This is a genomic window from Cellulosimicrobium sp. G4 BAM 1002 (assembly GCF_057126935.1).
On record NZ_CP182109.1, the window covers coordinates 50,974 to 69,280 of the forward strand.

Below are 18,307 nucleotides of genomic sequence, written 5' to 3' on the forward strand. Positions count from 1 at the left end.
AAGGTACCCGAAAGCATTTCGGCTCCTGCGCCGCCGCGCGTCGCCCGACCCCGATACCGGGCACGTTCCCGAAAACCGCAGCACCCATCGCCGCACTTCAGAGGTGCTGTGCGCGTCCCACCTGCGGCGGCGCAGCCCGGCCAGACCGACGGACCGAAAACCATTGCGGGATTTCGGAGGTGATGCTTCACTACTGACGACCGGTGGGTGAGGGGCCGGCCCGGTGACGTCGAGGTCACCCGGGGTGCCCCACGACGGGTGGCGCCCGACCGTGCAGGTTCCCGATGGAGAGGACTTGGTGATGTCCGGAAGAACGTGGAGAAAGGTCGTCGTCTCGACGACCGCGAGCGCCCTGGCGCTCACCGGGGTGGCCCTGGTGCCGACGGCGGCGCAGGCCGACGTGCTGCCGGGCAACGAGAGCGACGTCGGTGTGTACACGAGCGGCGAGACCGACTCGCTCGACATCGGCGACCCGACGTACACGGGGGTCGACGCCGTCACGGCCGCGCTCGAGCCCGGCGTGCCGTGGACCGCCGGCTCGATGCACGGGTCGATCTTCGAGAAGGACCTCGCGGCCGGAGGGACCGACTTCTACCTCGACCGTGTGCTCGGGGTGAGCGGCACGCAGGGCAACGGCGTGCTCCAGACGCGCGGGCGCTCGCTGTACCTGCGGGGCGGCAGCAACTGGAACGTCATGGGGTTCGCGGGCACCGCGTACGCGGGCGGCCCGAACAACCTCGGCAACCTGTACACGGTGACCGTGCCGGGCCAGACGGTCACGGAGGTGGGGGCGCAGCGGTTCAACGCGCCGAGCCACGCGAAGGCGCGGTACACGGTCGGGACGACCGGCGTCACCGCCGACCTCCGGAAGCTCATCACGTACGACAACGTGGCGCTCACGACGATCACGTTCACGAACCCGGGTGCGGCCGACGCGTCGTTCACCGTGCGCGCGGCGTCCCCGCTCGCGACGACGTCCACCGACGCCTCCGACGAGCTCACCGGCACCCGCACGCTGACGAGCGGCGCCAACAACGGCCTCGTCGACACCCCGTGGTCCACGGTCACCGTGGGACTCAAGGCGGAGGGCTTCGAGCGCTCCGGGACGAACCTCGACCGCGCGGTCACGGTGCCCGCGGGCGGCTCGGTCGAGCTCTCGGTGGTCGGCGTCCTCGGCTCGGCCGCGCTGCCGCAGTCGTTCGAGCAGTTCCGCGAGTACGCGGCGCTCGACCCGGCCGAGGCGTTCCGCGACGGCGTCACGGCGTTCAACCGCCAGTGGGCCCAGGACATCCCCTACGTCGACGTGCCGAACGACGCCGTCGAGAAGGCGATCGTCTACCGGTGGTGGGGCGAGCGCTACAACAGCCTCGACACGAACGAGCCGGGCTACGTGTACCAGTACCCGACGACGATCGAGGGAGTGAACCTCTACCAGAACTCGGTCGCGCTCACGCAGCCGATGCACCTGCAGGACACGAAGTGGATCCGCAACCCCTACCTGGGCTACGGCCAGATCCTCAACATCGGTGAGCTGTCCGGGTCGTCGGCGTTCCTCGACAGCCCCGGGCACACGAGCTGGAACAACCACTACTCGCAGTACCTCGGTACCGCGGGCCTCGAGGCGTACAACGTGCACGGCGGCGGTCCGGCGGTCGCCGAGCGCTTCGCGACGTACTTCGAGGGCGACGGCAAGGGCCAGCTCGAGCACTACGACGGCAACGACGACGGCCTCATCGCCTACGACACCAACTACATGCCCGGCAACGACTCGGACGCCATCTCGTTCGGGTTCCCCAAGGTGAACGCCGGGGCGCCGGGCGCGCGCACGATCGAGCGGCCGGAGTCGGCGTACGTCTGGGGAGACTTCGACGCGGCCGCGCAGCTGTACGAGATGGCCGGGGCCGACGATGGCAAGGTCGCCGAGATGCAGTCGCAGGCGGACGAGATCCGCACGGCGATCCTCGACCGCCTCTGGAGCGACTCCGCCCGCATGTTCCTCGCGGGCACGTCGCACGGAGCGTCGTCCGCCCCCACGTCGAACAACGGTGCGGCGAACCCGCTCCCGGAGACCGAGCGCGACCTGATCCCGGCGCGCGAGTCCAACCTCTACGACGTCTACGCCCAGGACCTCATCCCGGTCGAGGACGCCGAGCAGTACGTCGACGGGTTCCGCTTCCTGCGGTACGGGGACAACTTCCCGATCTTCCCGTTCTACACGGCGAACCAGTACGACAAGACGAAGTACAACATCGGTGGTTCGAACAACTTCTCCAACATCAACTTCACGGTGCAGTACCGGGCCGTGCGCTCCGCGCTGCGGCACTACGACCCGGAGCAGAAGTACGTCACCCCCGAGTACGCCGCGCGGCTGCTCGACTGGATGGCGTGGAGCGTCTACCCGAACGGCGACCTGCGCGCACCGAACCAGGCCGAGTACTACTCGAACTGGAACCCGGCGACGCAGACGTACAACCGCAACAACCCGAACCACGTGATGCTCGGCAACATGAACTACATCTACGTCGAGGACATGGGCGGCATCCAGCCGCGGTCCGACGACAAGATCGAGCTCTGGCCGATCGACCTCGGGTACGACCACTTCATGGTCAACAACCTGCGGTACCACGGCAAGGACGTCACGATCGTCTGGGACGCGGACGGCTCGCACTACGGCCTCGGCGAGGGCTACTCGCTCTTCGTCGACGGCGAGCGCAAGGTCGCCGCCGACGGTCTCGGCCGGTTCGTCTACGACCCCGCCGCCAACGAGGTCGTGGAGTCCGACGAAGGTCTCGTCGTGACGGTCGTCGACGACGCGGGTGCCGACGTGCCGAGCGCGGTCGACACCCCGATCGACGACGAGCGCGTCGTCTCCTACCTGAAGACCGCGGGCATCGACCTCACCGAGGACGCGGGCAACCTCGCGCGCGGGGCCGCGCTGTCGTCGTCGGCCACCCAGGAGGGCGCACGCCCGACGCCGTGGCGCCAGTTCCACACCCCGGGCTGGAGCACGGGCTCGATGAACTACACCCCGGGCGCGATCGCGGAGACCGAGCGTCCCGTGTCGCTCGACGCGGTGACCGACGGCACGACGGTCAACGAGCCCTACTGGGGCAACTACGGGACCGAGGGCGACACGGGCTACGTGGAGCTCGACCTCGGCGAGCCGACGTCGTTCGACAACGTCAAGGTGTGGTTCGTCAGCGACCGGCAGGCCGGCGGCTACCGCGAGCCGCTGCGGTATTCGGTCCAGGTACCGGACGGCTCCGGCGGCTGGACCACCGTGCCGGACGCGTTCAAGGCCCCGAAGATCCCCGGGCCGAAGTTCAACGAGGCGCTCTTCGAGACGGTGACCACGGACAAGGTCCGGGTCGCGTTCACGAACGCCCCGTCGTACTGGACGGCGATCTCGGAGATCCAGGTCTTCGACTCGGGCCGTGAGGTCCCCGAGGTGGTCAACGACGCGCCGACGGTCGGCGTGAACGTCGACCGCTCGAAGGACGGCAACCTGTCGACGACGCTCGTCGGCACCGTGAGCGACGACGGCATCCCCGAGGACGGGACGCTCGCCTACGGGTGGTCGACCGTCGCGGCGCCCGACGGCGCGGGCGTGATCTTCGGCGACGCGGACGCGCTCACCACGACCGTGACCGGCACGGCCGCCGGGGTCTACACCTTCCGTCTCACCGCCTCGGACGGGGAGCTCACGACCGAGCGCGACGTCGAGGTCGAGCTGGCCGAGAAGGCCACGTCGGCCGAGTTCGGTGCGCTCGCGACGATCACGACGAGCGGGTCGGCGTCGTGGGAGAACCCGCTGCGTGTCAACGAGTCCTCCACGCCCGCGAGCTCCAACCCGGGGGCAGGCAACGGCTGGGGCACGTGGGGCCAGCCCGCGAACGGCACGAGCGCGCAGAACGCCGCGTGGATCCGGTACTCGTGGGAGTCGCCCGTGCTCGTCGCGTCGACGGACCTCTACTGGTACGACGACAACGGCGGCACCCGCATGCCGCGCGCGGACACGTACGTGGTCGAGTCCTCGCAGAACGGCACCGACTGGACGCCCGTCACGCTCACCGGCGGCTCGACGTACGCGGGCGCGCTCCAGCGCGACACGTACAACCACCTCGAGTTCGAGGCGGTCGAGGCGCAGCACCTGCGCGTCCGCATCACGGGCGTGCAGGGCAGCGGCGCCGGGACCGGCGTGCTGCGGTGGCGCGTCAACGGGGACACGGTCGACACCGTCGCGAGCCCCGTCGTCATGCGGACCGTGACGGGCGAGGTGCCGACGCTCCCGGCGTCGCTGGACGTCGTCTACTCGAGCGGTCGTCGGGGCACCGTCGACTTCACGTGGCAGCCGATCACGCCGGCCATGGTGGCGGAGACGAACGTCGAGCCGTTCACGGTCTACGGGACCAACACCACGTACGGCCTGATCGCCGAGGCGCAGGTCTACGTGCGGCCCGAGAGCTCGACCGGCGGCATCTCGATCCAGGGCGCCGAGCAGTTCGAGCAGAGCGTCGACGTCGGCGAGCAGCCGTGGCTGCCCACGAAGGTCGCCGTCTCGTACAACGACGGGTCGCGCGACAACCAGGCGATCGGGGTCGAGTGGGACTACGACGCGTCGGTCGTCGAGACGCCGGGCGTCTACGTGATCCAGGGCGACCTGGTCCTGCCCGACTACGTGAGCACGGCGGGCACGACCACGACGACGCTCACGCTCACGGTCGGCGACGGCGTCCCGACCGGCCCGGCCGTGTCCGTCACCGCGCAGACGCGGTGCCTCGCGGGCAAGGTCTACGTCGCGGTCCGGGCCACGAACGACGACGACGTCCCGGTCGACGTGGTCCTCACCACCCCCTACGGGACGAAGGAGCTCGCGGACGTGGCGCCCGGGAAGAACGCGTACCAGTCGTTCGCCGTACGGGCGACGTCGGTCGCGGCCGGCGAGGTGACCGTCACGGCGAGCGACCCGGACGGTGCCACGACCACCGTCACGGAGGGCTTCGACGCCGCGTCCTGCGGCTGAGCCCCCACCCCGCCGACGGCGGTGACGTGTCCGACCCCGGGCCCCGGCCCGGGACGTCACCGCCGTCGGCACGACCCCCTTTTCTCGCGCGAGCCGACGAGGTGTCTCGCGCCGACCGTCAGGAGCAGGTCATGACAGCCCACCGCAGCACGCGGCGGTCGGTGCGGGGCGCGTCGCGCGCTCTCTCCGCCCCGCTCGCAGCAGTGCTCGCCCTCGGCACCGTCGCGGTGTCGGCGGGGCCGGCGTCCGCCGCGGACCCGTACACGTTCACGAGCACCGAGAACCCGATCCTCGCCGACGGCAGCTACTACTCGGCCGACCCGGCGCCGCTCGTCGTCCCGTCAGGGGCGCCCGGCAACGAGACCGGTGCGGACCAGCTCTACGTCTACACCGGCCACGACGAGGCGGGCCCGACGACGAACGACTTCATCATGAACGAGTGGGGCGCGTTCGTGACGAGCGACGTGGACGCGGGCGAGTGGACCCACCACCCGTCGCTCATGCGGCCCGAGCAGGTCTTCGACTGGGCGACGCCGGGACGCGCGTACGCGGGGCAGGTCGTGGCCGGGGTCGACGGGCGCTACTACTGGTACGTCCCCGTCCACGAGGCGTCGAGCCCGGCGTCGGACAAGTTCGGCATCGGCGTCGCCGTGTCCGACTCGCCGACCGGCCCCTGGACGGACCACGTCGGGGCCCCGATCATCTCCCAGCGCGTCCCGACGACGAACACGATCCACAACATCGACCCGACGGTCCTCGTCGACGGAGAGGGCGGGGACGCCCGCGTCTACGTGTGGTGGGGCAGCTTCGGCAACCTGCGCATGCTCGAGCTCGGGCAGGACATGAAGACGCCTGTCGGCAGCGTCCGCACGGTCACGGGCCTCACCGGCTTCTTCGAGGCCGCGTGGGCGTTCGAGCGCAACGGCACGTACTACCTCGCGTACGCGGGGAACAATGCCGGCCCGACCTCGCAGTGCACCCCGGCGAACTACCACGCGTGCATCGCGTACGGGACCGCGACCTCCCCCGAGGGGCCCTGGACGTACCGCGGCACGGTGCTCGCGCCCGTGTCGTCGACCACGAGCCACCCCGGGATCCTCGAGTTCGACGGCGAATGGTGGATCGCGTACCACACGGCCGACGCCGAGGGCGGCAACCACTTCCGGCGCTCGGTGGCGATCGACCGGGTGGAGTGGGACGACACGCAGTCCCCGCCGCGCATGGAGCGCGTCGTCACCACCCCCGCGAAGGTCGCGGACACGACGCCGCGCGCGAACGTCGCGCACGAGGCGACGGTCACGGTCTCCAACGAGCCCGTCCCGACCCAGTACTGGAAGAAGGCGCTCAACGACGAGATCGTGCGGCCCAACCCGCTGCCCCCGGACATGTGGGGCACGTGGACGGGCAACAACCCGCCGCAGCAGTGGGTCCAGTACACGTGGGACCAGCCGATGCGCCTCGCGGGCTCGCAGGTCGAGTTCTGGAACGACCAGCCCCAGGGCACGGGTGTCGGCGTCGCCGCCCCCGCGTCGTGGCGCATCCAGTACTGGGACGCGTCCGACGGCGGCTCCTGGGTCGACGTGCCGAACCCCAGCGCCTACGGCACGGGCACGAGCGGCTTCCAGGACACGACGTTCGACCCCGTCACGACCACCCAGGTGCGGGCGGTCTTCGACGCGTCCACCAACGGCAGCACCTACTCGGCCGTCGCGGTCGAGGAGTGGAAGGTCCTCGCGGCCCAGCCCGACGCCGTCGTGCCGCCCGCGGTGACCGTCGAGGTGGGCGAGACCGACCTGCCCGGCACGGTCGGCGTCACCTACCCCGGCGGCGAGACCCTCCAGGTCCCCGCGACCTGGGACGAGGTCACCGCCGACGACGTCGCCGCACCCGGGACGTTCACCGTCGAGGGGTCCGTGCTCGGGTACGCCGGAGGGCGCGTGAGCGCGGACGTCACCGTGATCCCCGCCGAGGCCGCCGCGGGCGACGAGACGGCGCCGGAGCTGACGCTCACCGCGCTCGGCAGCGCGGGCAGCGCCGGCTGGTTCCGGTCCGACGTGCGCGTGCGCGTCGACGGGACGGACGACTCGGGCGGCCGCGTCGTCCTGGCGGCACGGGTGGACGACGGCGCACCCGTCGCGACGGGGCACGTCCGCACGACCGAGGTCCCCGTCACCGGGGACGGCGAGCACCGCGTCGTCGCGACGGCGACCGACCGGGCGGGCAACGTCTCCGAGGAGGTGGCGCTCGACGTCCGGATCGACCGCGTCGCACCGGTCAGCACCGGCGTGCTCGACGAGGCGGCCCGGACCGTGACGGTCACCGCGACCGACGCCACGTCCGGCGTGGCGCGCGTCGAGTACGCGATCGGCACCGGCGCGTGGCAGGAGTACGACGGTCCCGTCGCCGCGCCGGACGCGAGCCAGCACCGCGTGTCGTTCCGTGCGGTCGACGCGGCGGGCAACGCCGGGACGCCCCAGGTCGTGACGATCCCCGCGGACATCTCGGGCCCGCTCACGGGCAACGTGGCACCCATCGCCACCGTGACCGCGTCGTACACCGCGGGCTGGAACAGCGTCGGGGCGCTCCACGACGGCGCGGACCCGGCGAACCCGAGCCAGGCGCAGATCTGGGGGACGTGGTCGGGCACGCGCCCGGCGACGCAGTGGGCACGGTACGACTGGTCGCGCCCGATCCGCCTCACGGGCGCCGAGCTCAAGTTCTGGCGCGACTCCGCGCCGGGCAGCGGCGACGGCGTCAACGCGCCGGACTCGTGGCTCCTCGAGTACTGGGACGACGCCGCGCAGGACTGGTCGCCCGTCGCGAACCCGTCGGCGTACGGCACGAGCACCACGGCGTTCAACACGGTGACGTTCGACCCGGTCACGACGTCCCGCCTCCGCGCGACGTTCCAGGCGAACGGCAACGGGACCACGTACTCCGCGGTCGCCGTCACCGAGTGGCGCGCGTTCGCCGACGACCCCGGGACGGTCGACCCCGACCCCGAGCTGCCCCTCACGGCCACCGCCCAGGCGCGGTGCCTCGCGGGCACGGCGTACGTCGCCGTCCGGGCGACGAACGACGCCGAGGTCCCGGCCGACGTCGTGCTCTCCACGCCGTTCGGCGAGCGGTCTTTCACCGGCGTCGCACCGGGCAAGAACGCGTACCAGTCGTTCTCGGTGCGCCAGACGTCCCTCGCGGCCGGCTCGGTGACCGTGACGGGATCGGCCACGGTCGACGGCGAGGAGGTGTCCGCCGACCTCACGGTCCCGTACGACGCGATCGACTGCGACTGAAGTCCGCTCGACGACGAGTGAAGGAGAGATCCGCATGACCCTGCACGACTCGAGGTACTCCCGGAGGTCCGTCCTCCGGCTCGGTGCGCTCGCGGCGGGTGCGACGGCGGGAGCCGTCGCGCTCGCGGGCGGCGCCCAGGCCGCCCCGCCCCTGCCCCGCGCGGTCGTCCCTGCCGCGCCTCCCGTGAGCCGTGGGTTCCTCAAGACCCTCGACCGGTCGATCACGCTCGACGGGTGGACCGCCGAGCCGTTCTCGATGTCGGACGTGACCCTCGCCCCGAGCGTCGCGACGCGGTCCCAGGACCAGATCCTGCACCTCGCCCGCGTCTACCCGGTCGACCGGGTCCTCGCGGTGTTCCGCCGCAACGCGGGCCTGGACACGAGGGGCGCGAACGCGCCCGGTGGCTGGGAGGGCTTCGGCCACGCCAATGAGCAGCCGTGGGGGCCGGACGACTACCCGGGCCGCGCGAACACCCAGACGGCCAACCTCCTGCGCGGCCACTACGGCGGTCACTTCCTGTCTATGCTGTCGCTCGCCTACGCGAGCACGGGCGAGACCGTGTTCCAGGACAAGGTGAACCAGGTGGTCGAGGGGCTGGGCGAGGTCCAGACGGCGCTCGCGGCCATGGGGCGGTTCAGCCACCCGGGCTTCCTCGCCGCGTACGGCGAGTGGCAGTTCAGCCAGCTCGAGAAGTACGCCCCGTACGGCGAGATCTGGGCGCCGTACTACACGTGCCACAAGATCATGGCGGGGCTCCTCGAGGCGTACCGCCTCGCGGGCAGCGACCAGGCCCTGGAGATCGCGACCTCCATGGCGGCGTGGGTGCACAGCCGCCTGTCGGTGCTGCCGCAGGCGCAGCTCGACCGCATGTGGGGCATCTACATCGCGGGCGAGTACGGCGGCATGAACGAGGTGCTGGCCGACATCGCGTCGATCACGGGAGACGACACCTACGTCGCCACCGCGAAGCTGTTCGACCTCAACACGCTCGTCGACGCGAGCGCCGCCGGCACGGACACGCTCAACGGCAAGCACGCCAACCAGCACATCCCGCAGTTCCCGGGGTACCTCAAGGTGCACGACCTCACGGGCGACGAGCGCTACCTGCGGGCGGTCGAGGGCTTCTGGGGCATGGTCGTGCCCGGGCGCACGTACGCGCACGGCGGGCACGGCGAGGGCGAGCTCTTCGGCCCGCCGAACACCGTCGCCGGAGACATCGGCGCGCGCAACGCCGAGACGTGCGGCACGTACAACATGCTCAAGCTGAGCCGCCTGCTGTTCTTCCACACCCTCGACCCGAAGTACATGGAGTACTACGAGCGCGGCGTGCTCAACCACGTCGTCGGGTCGAAGAAGAACACGCAGTCCGACACGTCGCCCGACGTCACGTACATGTATGGCGTCAACCCGGGCACGCGACGCGAGTACGGCAACACGGGGACCTGCTGCGGCGGCACGGGCCTCGAGAACCACGTGAAGTACCGCGACTCGGTGTACTTCCGGGCGGTCGACGGCTCCGCGCTGTACGTGAACCTCTACCTCGCCTCCACGCTGACCTGGGAGGAGAAGGGCTTCGAGGTGGTCCAGGAGACGCAGTACCCGAAGGTCGGCTCGAGCCGGCTCACGGTGAACGGCTCGGGACAGCTCGACCTGCGCCTGCGCGTGCCCGGGTGGGTGCGCAAGGGCTTCACGGTCCGCGTCAACGGGGTGGAGCAGGAGCTCGACGCGGTGCCGGGGACCTACGTGAGCGTGTCCCGGCAGTGGCTCCCGGGCGACGTCGTCGAGATCGACATGCCGCTGAGCATCCGCGCGGTGCCGACGCTCGACAACCCCGCGGTGCAGAGCATCGAGAACGGCCCGACGGTCCTGCTCGCGCGCAGCGCGTCGCGCGAGTACCTCCAGCTCTCGCTCTACGCCCACCTGGGTCTCGACGGCACGCTCGACGGCGCCTTCACCGACCTCGGCGACGGGTACTACCGGCTCGGCGACCTCACGTTCGAGCCCGCGTGGTCGGGCGACGACACGCAGTACCACATGTACGTCGAGCGGTCCGAGCCGCGCGTCGTCTTCGGGGGCCGCGACAGCGGTGTGGCCAACGCGGTGCGGCCGAACGGCACGTCGTTCCTCGACGTCGTCTGGGGCGACGGCGGCTTCGCCGACCGGACCGCCTTCCTCACGAAGGTCCAGCGCACGGTCGAGCAGTTCACCGCGGAGGGGCTCCTCAGCCGCCGCGACGGTCAGAGGGTCCTGGTCACCGCAGGGAAGGCGAGGTTGGCATGAGCATGCGCGACGACTCATCACGGGGGGACGGCGCGACGGTGCTGATCCCGCTCGGAGGGCATCCGGGGGATGCCGGGCGGGCACCCGGGGCGCGACGGCGCGTGGTCGCCACCGCCGCGGCGCTCGCCCTGGCCCTCACGGGCGCGGGGGTCGGCGCGTGGGCCGCCACCGGGGGCACGGGCGCCGACCCGCTGGTCGCCGCGGCGGACGAGGCGCCGTCGAACGTCGCGCTCCTCGGCACGCCCGAGGCGAGCTACACCGCGTCGTGGAACAAGGTCGAGGCCGTCAACGACGGCGCGGGCGTGAGCACCGGCGGCGCCCACGACGCCACGTGGGCGACGTGGAGCGGCGACCGCCCCGCGACGCAGTGGCTCGAGTACGCGTGGCCCGCGCCCGTGACCGTGGACCGCTCGGTGGTCCGGTTCTGGTCGGACGGCACGGACGCGAACGGCGACAACGTGCGCGTCCCGGCGTCCTGGACGCTCCAGTACTGGGACGACGACGCGGGCACCTTCGTCGACGTGCCGAACCCGAGCGGGTTCCCGGTCGAGCGGCTCGAGCCCAACGAGACGACGTTCGACGCGGTCACGACGACGCGGCTGCGCGCGACCTTCCACGCTCTGCGGGGAACGACGGCGACCACGTACTCCGCCGTCGGCGTCTCCGAGTGGGAGGTCTGGGGCACGGGCGGGGTCGAGGAGCCCGACCCCGTCGACCCCAACGGCCCGATCGACTACTCGCCCGTCCACATCCCGACGGACGTCGGCGTCCTGCCCGACCTGCCGGCCGAGATCGACGCGATCTTCACCGACGGGCGCGTGGAGACGGTCGAGGTCGACTGGGAGGACGTCACGGCCGAGGACGTGGCCGCCCCTGGCGCGTTCGACGTGACCGGAGCGTCGACCGAGCTCGTCGAGCCCGTGTCCGGGACCGTGCACGTGCGCGCGGGCGACCCGGGCGACATCACGGCGGTCGACGGCGTGAGCGTCGTGACGCTCGCGGGCACCGCCCCGGTGCTCCCCGCGACCGTGACGGCCGAGTACGCGGACGCCTCGAAGGACAGCCGCATCTCCGTGACCTGGGAGGACGTCCAGCCGGCCGACTACGCCGAGCCCGACGGCCTGTTCTTCGTCGAGGGCGACGTCGACGGGACGGACGTCCCGGCCGAGGCCGTGGTGTTCGTCGTCGCACCCGACACGGGCGAGGACACGATCGCTCCCACGGTGGCCGTCACGGCGCAGCCCGGCCCGGCGACGTCGGGCTGGCACGTGGAGCACCCGACCGTGACGGTCGTCGCGACGGACAACCGCGACGCGTCGCCGACGGTCGAGGTCTCGGTCGACGGCGGCGAGTGGGCCGCGTACGACGGCCCGTTCCCGCTCGACGAGGGCGAGCACACCGTCGCGGCGCGGGCGACCGACGCCGCGGGCAACGTGGGCGAGGGATCGCGCGCGCTGCGCGTCGACACGGTCGCCCCGGTCACGACGGCCACCGTGCGCGACCTCGGCACGAGCGTGGAGATCACGCTCGGCGCGACCGACGCGGGCTCCGGCGTCGACAAGATCCAGTGGGAGGGCCCCGGCACGTTCTGGGGAACCTACACCGAGCCCTTCACGCGCGCGCTCACGGAGGAGGAGCAGGTCATCGAGTTCGCCGCGACCGACGCGGCGGGCAACGAGGAGGTCCGCGGGCAGGTCGTCCTGCCGCCGCTCGGCGCCGAGCCGACGCTCGACGTGGTGGTCGAGGCCGTGCCGCGGTGCCTGGCCGGGAAGGCGTACGTCGCGGTGCGTGCGACGAACGGTGAGGACGTGCCGCTCGCGCTCACGGTCTCGACGCCGTTCGGGGAGAAGGTGTTCGCCGAGGTGGCGCCGGGCAAGAACGCGTACCAGTCGTTCGCGTCGCGGTCGGTGTCGGTCGAGGCGGGCGACGTGCAGGTCACGGCGACGGGCGCCGTCGGGGGCGACGACGTGACGGCGACGTTCGACGCGTCGTACGACGCGCTCGACTGCGGCTGAGCCAACGCCGGGACGCGACGGCGGAACCCTTCACCAGGGACCACCGCCGTCGCGGCCCGGCGCTCGTCCTGCCCGACGGCAGGACGTCATGACGACGTGCCCGCGACAGCCCGCTGCCGCGACGACGAAAGGCAGGACACCCGTGCAACCGCATCTCCCCGTCCCGCGAGGGGCGACCACCCGGACGACCGACGACTCGTCCACGGGCCCCGGCGCGCCTCGCCACCCGGCGCGCCGACGGACCGTCGCGTGCGTCGTGGCGTCCGCCGTCGTGCTCGGCGGTGTCACGCTCGTCCCCGGCGCGACCGCGGCGCCGAACGCCGACGTCGGCCTGCCGGTCTTCTCCGGCGACGAGCATCCCGTCCCCGACCTGCGCACCGGCTTCCACGCCCAGGGCCAGCTCGCGGCCGTCTTCGAGGCCGATGTCGCCGCGGGCGCCGGGAGCGACACGGACCACGACTTCTGGGTCGACCGGATGCTCGCGCGCACCGGCACGCAGCCGGGCGGGTCGAACGGGGACGGCAACCAGTGGCTGTTCAGCCGCGGGCGCGCCGTCTTCATGAAGACGCACGACCCGGCCCGCCTCGGCTTCGCCGGCGAGGTGGCGTACTGGGAGTCGCTCGCCGGGAGCCAGGGGGCCTACACCCTCGACGTGCTCGTCGACGGCAGCCCGGTGACGCTCACGGAGGTGGCGGCGGAGCGCAAGCAGACGCCGTCGTACTGGCGGTCGACGTTCACCTCCACCGAGCACGGCCTGCGCGTCGTGCAGACGAAGTACGTCACCCACGAGAACGTGGCCGTCACGCAGGTGACGATCAGCTCGACCGACGGGAGGGCGAGAGACGTCACCGTCCGTGCGGCGAGCCCGTTCGCCACGCAGGCGCAGGCCGACGAGCTCACCGGCGCGGTGCGCACGCTCAACGACATCACGACGGTCTTCCCGCGCTTCTCCGGCGACGGCTTCGCCGTGGCGGACGGCGCGCTCACGCGCACGGTCGCGGTACCGGCCGACGGCGCAGCCACGACGAAGGTGCAGCTCGGGTTCGTCACGCACGAGCTCCCGGGCTCGCTCGCGGAGTACGACGAGTACCGCGCGCTCGACCCTGCGGCCGCGTACACCGAGCACGTGACGGCCTACAACGCGTGGTGGGCGGACAACATCCCGTTCCTCGACACCCCCGAGGACAACATCGACAAGACGCTCTTCTACCGCTGGTGGTTGATGCGGTTCAACTTCCTCGACGCGGACGTGCCGGGCAACGACTACCAGTTCCCCACGACGATGGAGGGGGTGCTCGGCTACAACAACGCGATCGACCTGACGATCGGGATGTTCCTCGACGACCTCACGTACCTGCGCGACCCGGCCTGGTCGTACGGGACATGGCTGTCCGCAGGCGAGACGGCGGGCGCCCAGGGTCAGTACCGCGACAACCCGGGCGACCCGGCGAACTGGAACGCGAGCCACACGCAGTACATCTCCGAGTCGGCGTGGAAGTCCTACCAGGTCCACGGCGGGCCCGCGTCCGTGGCGGGCACGCTCGGGACCTACGCCGAGCGGGACACGGCCGGGGAGCTGGCGGTGCTCGACACGAACGACAACTACCTGCTCGACACGAGCTGGAACGCGTGGACCGGCAACGACGCCGACGCGGTGTCGTTCGACTGGGCCGACGGCCGACTCGACCGCGCCGAGAGCGCGTACGTCTACAGCGGGGCGGTCGCGGGCGCCGAGGCGCTCGATGTCGCCGGCGAGACCGAGCGCGCCGAGGCCCTGCGCGGCACGGCGCAGTCCGTCAAGGACGCGGTGCTCGAGCACCTGTGGGACCCGGAGGACGACCTGCTGCTGCACGCGGTCGCCGCCACGGGCGAGCAGGTGCCGTGGAAGGAGATCAACAACTACTACCCGTTCAGCGTCGGGCTGATGCCGAAACCGGGCGACGCCGACTACGACGACGACTACGTCGAGGCGCTGCGCCTCTTCGCCGACGACGACCAGTTCCCGATCTTTCCGTTCTTCACCGCGAACCAGGCGGACAAGGCCGAAGCAGCCGCGGCCGGGCACCCAGGGAGCAACAACTTCTCGGTCATCAACTCGAACGTGACGTTCCGCATGCTGTCCTCGGTGCTGCGCGACTATCCGACGCCGTACGTCGACGCGGACTGGTACAAGAAGCTCCTCTACTGGAACGCGTGGGCGCACTACCAGAACGACGGTGACAACCGGTATCCGGACCAGAACGAGTTCTGGGCCGACGGCTCGACCGACCCGCAACGCATCGGCTACCGCTCGTGGATCCACCACACGATGCTCGGGACGACGAACTGGACGGTCGTCGAGGACGCGATGGGCCTTCGGCCGCGTACCGACGCGAGGATCGAGCTCGACCCGATCGACGTCGGCTGGGAGCACTTCGCCGCCACCGACCTGCGCTACCGCGACAAGGACCTGACGATCACGTGGGACGCCCCCGACGGCGAGCACCACTACGGCGAGGGCGTGCCCGAGGGCTACTCCGTGTTCCTCGACGGCGAGGTCGCCTTCACGGTCGACGCGCTCTCCCGGGTGGTCTACGACCCCGCGACGGGCGCCGTCGAGACCGAGGACGGCGTGACCGCCACGAACGCCACGGCCCTGGGGCTCGCGGAGGTCACGGACGTCCGGTTCGGCGCCGGGTCACGCGTCGCGGACCTGCTGGCGAAGGCAGGGACCCCTGCGACGGGCGCCGACCACGATGCGACAGACGTCGCCGCCGGCAAGCCCGTCACGACGTCGTTCGCGGCGACCGGCCGCGCCGGCACGCAGGCCGTCGACGGCCTGACCACGATGGAGTCGTTCTGGGGCACGGCGGGGTCGCCGAACGCAGCCGACACCCTGACGGTCGACCTCGCTGACGGCGGTGCGGCAGTGCCGGTCGACGACGTGCGGGTGTTCCTGTACCGCACGTCCTCGACCCAGACGGCACAGGGCTACGCGGCGCCGTCGCAGCTCCTCGTCGAGTACGACGACGGCACCGGCTGGAAGCCGGTGCCCGACCAGGCCCGCGCTCCCGCGTATCCGCAGGGCAACCTCAACCGCGTACGGTTCCCGCGGGTCGAGGCGGAGCGGCTGCGCCTCACCGTCCAGCACGCTGACGGCGCCCGGACCGGTGTCAAGGAGGTCCAGGCCTTCGCCACGGGCGTCGACGCGCCCGAACCTACCGACGCGGGGCCGCACGCGGACGCGTGGACCGACTCCGGGTACGGCCAGGCGGGAGCCGCTCGACTCATCGGCCTCGCGCAGGGCGACGGGTCGTCGCCCGAGCCGGTGGAAGCGCGCTGGTCCGTGGTCGAGGCTCCGACCGACGGAGACGTGCTCTTCGTCGACGAGCGCGCGGCGACGACCGTCGCGAGGTTCGGCGCCGAGGGGCGGTACACCCTGCGCCTCACGGCCACGCAGGGCGACCGCACGGACACGGCCGACGTCGTCGTGGAGGCGACGGCGCTCGCGGAGGGCGACATCAACCTCGCCCCCGCCGCCACCCCGACGGCGAGCTTCGTCACGGGGTGGAACAGGGTCGACGCGGTCAACGACGGCAAGGCGCCGTTCTTCTCGGGCGGCAACCAGGTCGACCTGTGGGGCACGTGGACGGGGAACGAGCCCGCGAGCCGCTGGCTCGAGTACACGTTCGACGAGCCGGCGCGCATCGACCGCACATCGATCGACTTCTGGTACGACAGCACGACCGGGGGCTCCGGCGTGGCGGTCCCGCAGGGCTGGCACCTGCAGTACTGGGACACGTCCGAGGGCGACGGAAGCTGGGCGGACGTGCCCGACCCGTCGGCCTTCGGCACCGAGCGCGACGTGACGAACGAGGTGACGTTCGGCGCGGTCACGACGACGCGCCTGCGGGCCACGTTCGACGCCCTCCAGGGACCTGGCGGAGGCTACTCCGCGGTCGGCGTCTCGGAGTGGCGCGTGTTCGCGGCCGAGGCTGCGTCGGTCGAACCGGTCGACGTGCGGACCACCGTGGGGGCGGTACCCGGGCTCCCCGCGACGGTCGACGTCGTCTACCCGGACGGTGCCCGCCTCACGACGCCCGTCACGTGGGGCGCCGTCTCGGCGGAGGACGTGGCCCACGAGGGCGAGGTGGCCGTCGTGGGGGTGCTCGCCACGACGACGCTGCCGGCGCGGGCGACGGTATGGGTCCGTGCCCAGCTCGCGACGACCGTGACGACGATCGACCCGGTCGAGCTCGGCACCGCCGTCGGAGTCGCACCGGCCCTGCCCGGCACCGTGACGGTCCAGTACAACGACGGGTCGCGTGCGAGCGGCACACCGGTCGTGTGGGAGGCCGTCGACCCGGCGAGCTACGCCGAGCAGGGCACGTTCGAGGTCACCGGTGACGTCGCGGGCACGGAGCTCCCGGCGCGCGCGACCGTCACGGTCGGGGCGGGGGCCGAGCCGACGCTCGACGTGGTGGTCGAGGCCGTGCCGCGGTGCCTGGCCGGGAAGGCGTACGTCGCGGTGCGTGCGACGAACGGTGAGGACGTGCCGCTCGCGGTCACGGTCTCGACGCCGTTCGGGGAGAAGGTGTTCGCCGAGGTGGCGCCGGGCAAGAACGCGTACCAGTCGTTCGCGTCGCGGTCGGTGTCGGTCGAGGCGGGCGACGTGCAGGTCACGGCGACGGGCGCCGTCGGGGGCGACGACGTGACGGCGACGTTCGACGCGTCGTACGACGCGCTCGACTGCGGCTGACGCGCCCGCGAACCCGGCCGAACCCGGGGTTACGTGCCGTTCGAGGCGTCGATCGGCCCGTAACCCCGGGTTCGGCGGTCAGACGCGGTGGGGGCGGCCCTCGGGGACGACGAGCGGGGTGCCCGTGACCGGGTCGGCGATGATGCGGCACGGGAGACCGAACACGTCCTCGACGAGCTGGGCCGTCACGACCTCGGCCGGCGCGCCCTCGGCGACGATCGCGCCATCCTTCATGGCGATGAGGTGCGTCGCGTAGCGGCACGCGTGGTTGAGGTCGTGCAGCACGGCGACGAGCGTGTGGTCGCGTTCGCGGTTGAGGTCGGCGCACAGCTCGAGCAGCTCGATCTGGTGGGCGATGTCGAGGAACGTCGTCGGCTCGTCGAGGAGCAGGATCGGCGTCTCCTGCGCGAGGACCATCGCGACCCACACGCGCTGCCGCTGCCCTCCGGACAGCTCGTCCACGAGTCGGCCGGAGAGCTCGGTCGTCCCCGTCGCCTCCAGCGCGCCGACGACGGCCGCCTCGTCCTCGCGCGACCACTGCCGCAGGAGCTTCTGGTGGGGGTAGCGCCCGCGCGCCACGAGGTCGGCGACGGTGATGCCCTCGGGGGCGATCGACGTCTGCGGCAGGAGGCCGAGGCGGCGCGCGACCTCCTTGGCGGGGATCGACGAGATGGACCGGCCGTCGAGCACGACCTGGCCCCGCGACGGCTTGAGCAGGCGCGACAGCGCGCGCAGGAGCGTCGACTTGCCGCACGCGTTCGGACCGACGATCACCGTGAACGACCCGTCGGGGATCGTCACGTCGAGGTCCGACGAGATGACGCGGTCGTCGTAGCCGATGGTGATGCCGTCGGCGTGCAGCCGGTCGGTCGGCTGTACCCCGGGCGCGGCCGTGACCGGCGCGTCGGCGGGGACGGCGGCCGTCTCGACGGCGGGCGGGGCGTCGACGTTGGTGAG

The 18,307-nt window shown here is 72.0% G+C and carries 6 protein-coding genes; 5 read left to right on the top strand and 1 reads right to left on the bottom strand.

The annotated features are described in order from the left end of the window. The first annotated feature begins 301 nt into the window (after window positions 1-301). The 5 genes from ACMXGY_RS00220 (at window position 302) to ACMXGY_RS00240 (ending at window position 17,350) form a co-directional block, all read left to right on the top strand. Window positions 302-5,023 (top strand): Ig-like domain-containing protein, encoded by a 4,722-nt coding sequence (locus tag ACMXGY_RS00220; RefSeq protein WP_483774882.1) that lies wholly within the window; start codon window positions 302-304, stop codon window positions 5,021-5,023. Window positions 5,024-5,154: 131 nt separating this feature from the next. After that, window positions 5,155-8,316 (top strand): family 43 glycosylhydrolase, encoded by a 3,162-nt coding sequence (locus ACMXGY_RS00225; protein ID WP_483774883.1) that lies wholly within the window; start codon window positions 5,155-5,157, stop codon window positions 8,314-8,316. A 34-nt stretch (window positions 8,317-8,350) separates the two neighbouring features. Continuing rightward, on the top strand, window positions 8,351-10,597 hold the full coding sequence (locus tag ACMXGY_RS00230; RefSeq protein WP_483774884.1) for a glycoside hydrolase family 127 protein: 2,247 nt from the start codon (window positions 8,351-8,353) through the stop codon (window positions 10,595-10,597). After that, window positions 10,594-12,612, top strand: coding sequence for an OmpL47-type beta-barrel domain-containing protein (locus ACMXGY_RS00235; protein ID WP_483774885.1), 2,019 nt, complete (start codon window positions 10,594-10,596; stop codon window positions 12,610-12,612). Before ACMXGY_RS00230 ends, ACMXGY_RS00235 begins: the two co-directional genes overlap by 4 nt. Window positions 12,613-12,868: 256 nt before the next feature. Next, a complete protein-coding gene (locus ACMXGY_RS00240) occupies window positions 12,869-17,350 on the top strand; it encodes an Ig-like domain-containing protein (RefSeq protein ID WP_483774886.1) in 4,482 nt (1,493 codons plus the stop codon). A gap of 78 nt (window positions 17,351-17,428) precedes the next feature. Here ACMXGY_RS00240 and ACMXGY_RS00245 read toward each other — a convergent pair whose 3' ends face one another. After that, on the bottom strand, window positions 17,429-18,211 hold the full coding sequence (locus ACMXGY_RS00245) for an ABC transporter ATP-binding protein (RefSeq protein ID WP_483776914.1): 783 nt from the start codon (window positions 18,209-18,211) through the stop codon (window positions 17,429-17,431). Window positions 18,212-18,307: the final 96 nt, after the last annotated feature.